This is a genomic window from Streptomyces sp. SID14436, assembly GCF_010548465.1.
Lineage (GTDB): Bacteria > Actinomycetota > Actinomycetes > Streptomycetales > Streptomycetaceae > Streptomyces.
Genome location: NZ_JAAGMD010000773.1, coordinates 1 through 2,569, shown reverse-complemented (window position 1 = coordinate 2,569; position 2,569 = coordinate 1). Strand labels below are relative to the sequence as shown.

Here is a 2,569-nt window from a genome sequence, read left to right as displayed (position 1 = left end):
TCCGCCGGTGCGGCGGACGCGGCGGCGGGGAGCGGCATGCCGGTGCCGGCGGCCGGAGCGGCCGCGATGCCGGGGGCGGTCCCGGCCCCGACGGCCTGAGCGGCCAGGCCCCGGGTGCCGGACCCGTTGGTCTCGCTCACCAGGCGGTCCACCGCCGCCGTGCCCGAGCTGTAGCCGGTCCCTGTGGCCGGCTCGGGCACGGCGGCTCCCCTCCTGGACGTCCCGTAGAGCACCTGTTCCAGGCCGGACACCAGGCGACGCACATCCACCTGGGGACGCACCACGAGACGCAGGAAGCGGCTGGAGGAACCGATCTTGTTGCCGCACTCGCGGACCAGGATCCGGTGCTCGGTCAGCATCCGGTCCCGGACCACGGTGCCCTCGGCGCCCACGGGGAGGCGCACGAAGAGGAAGTTGCCCTGCGAGGGGTAGACCGTCAGCCCGGGCAGCGAGGAGAGCTGCCCGGACATGTCCATCCGGTCCCGGCGGACCTGGTGCAGGCTCTGGGCGTACTCGGCGCCGTGCTCCTTCAGCATGAACACCACGTGCTCGGCGAAGGAGTTGAGGTTCCACTTGGGGAGCATGGACCGCACCCGCCCGGCGAGCGCCGGGTTGGCGACCAGGTAGCCGAAGCGGATGCCGTGCAGGCCGAAGTTCTTGCCGAGGCTGCGCAGCACGATGACGTTGGGGCGCAGCATCGCCTCCTGCACCACGCTCGGCTCGTTCTCCGCGTCGGCGAACTCCAGGAACGACTCGTCGATCACCACCAGGTCCAGATCGGCCATGGCGTCCATGAACTGCACGATCGCGTGCTTGTGCAGGAAGCCGCCGTCGGGGTTGTTGGGGTTGCAGATGACGGCGACCCGGGTGCCGCGCGCCCGGATGAACTCGGCGTACTGCGCGAGGTCGAGGGCGAAGCCGCTGGACTCCTGGAGCGGGTACATGTCGACCCGCTTGCCGGTCTCCATGGGCTGGTCGGTCCAGCGGCCGAAGGTGGGGACGGGGACGGCGAGCGACTCGCGGACGAGGAGGTGGTCGATCCAGGTGATCAGTTCCGTGGAGCCGTTGCCCATGGCCACGCACTGCGGGGGCAGCTGGAGCAGGCTGCACAGCTCGGCCGTGATCGTGTCGGCGCCGCTCGGGTAGTACGTGATGATCTCGCGCAGCCTCGCCGCCATCTCCTCGAACATGGCGGGGGTGGGGAAGTACGGATTGCAGGGGATGCAGAAGTCCACCGGCCCGGCCCCGTCGCTCTCCCGCGTCAGCGCCGCCATCGACGGACTGTGCGCCGCGGTGCTGCGGAACAACGAGGTGACGTTGTCGGCCATGGAACCTCCGTGTACGGCGGGCCCGCCGGGGACGAACCGGGCCCGTCATGCGTGGGTGGCCCGCGCGGGGGAGCACGGGCCACCGGTACATACGAAGGGGCGTGTGACGCCGTTCAACCGGTGTGAAAAAACTGTGACGGCGGGAACGCGGGGCGCGTGTTGAGCGTCACGCGCCCCCGCCGCGGGGGTCACACACCGAACGAGTGGACCGTCGTCGTGCGGTACGTCTCGCCCGGCCGCAGCACGGTCGACGGGAACGACGGCTGGTTCGGCGAGTCCGGGAAGTGCTGGGTCTCCAGGCACAGCCCGTCGCCCTGCCGGTAGACCCGGCCGCCGGTGCCGACCAGGGTGCCGTCGAGGAAGTTGCCGGAGTAGAACTGCAGGCCCGGCTCGTTCGTGGTGATCCGCAGGGTGCGTCCCGAGGACGGGTCGCGCAGCGTCGCCGCGTGCCCCGGCCGGGAGGTGATCCCCTTGTCGAGCACCCAGTTGTGGTCGAAGCCCTGCCCGTACAGCACCTGCTGGTGGGCGGTGCGGATGTCCCGGCCGATCGGCTTGGCCCGCCGGAAGTCGAAGGGGGTGGCCGCGACCCTGGCCCGCTCGCCGGTGGGGATCAGCCCCGCGTCGACCGGCGTGAACCGGGAGGCGTCGATGGACAGTTCGTGGTCCAGGACGGTGCCGCTGCTCTCGCCGGCCAGGTTCCAGTAGACGTGGCTGGTGAGGTTGACGACGGTGGCCCGGTCGGTGCGGGCCTCGTAGTCGATGCGCCAGTCGCCCTGCCGGGTCAGCGTGTAGGTGACCCGGACGCGCAGCGTGCCCGGATAGCCCATCTCGCCGTCGGCGCTGGTCAGGCTCAGGTGGAGACCGACGTCGGAGCCCCGGGTGAACGGCTCCACGTCCCAGACCCGCTTGTCGAAGCCCTTCTCCCCGCCGTGCAGGCTGTTCTCGCCGTCGTTGACGGACAGCTGGTACGTCCGGCCGTCCAGGGTGAAGCGGCCCCGGTCGATGCGGTTGCCGTAGCGGCCGATCAGGGCGCCGAAGTAGGGGCTGGAGGAGACGTAGGGCTCCAGGCTGCCGAAGCCGAGCGAGACGTTCGCGTACCGGCCGCGCCGGTCCGGGATCTCCAGGGACTGCACGATGCCGCCGTAGGACAGCACCCGCATCCGGGTCCCGCCGTTCTCCAGCGCCCAGCTGTCGACCTTCGTGCCGTCCGCGAGCCGCCCGAAGGGCGTCCGCACCGGCCC

The 2,569-nt window shown here is 71.2% G+C and carries 2 protein-coding genes; both read right to left on the bottom strand.

Features of this window, described 5'->3' with window-relative positions; genetic code table 11:
• Positions 1–1,328 (bottom strand): histidinol-phosphate transaminase (locus tag G3I53_RS28110; protein WP_164438910.1); only part of this gene is annotated, 1,328 nt, incomplete at its 3' end.
• A gap of 188 nt (positions 1,329–1,516) precedes the next feature.
• A partial coding sequence (locus G3I53_RS28105; protein WP_239064157.1) for an aldose epimerase family protein occupies positions 1,517–2,569 on the bottom strand: 1,053 nt, incomplete at its 5' end.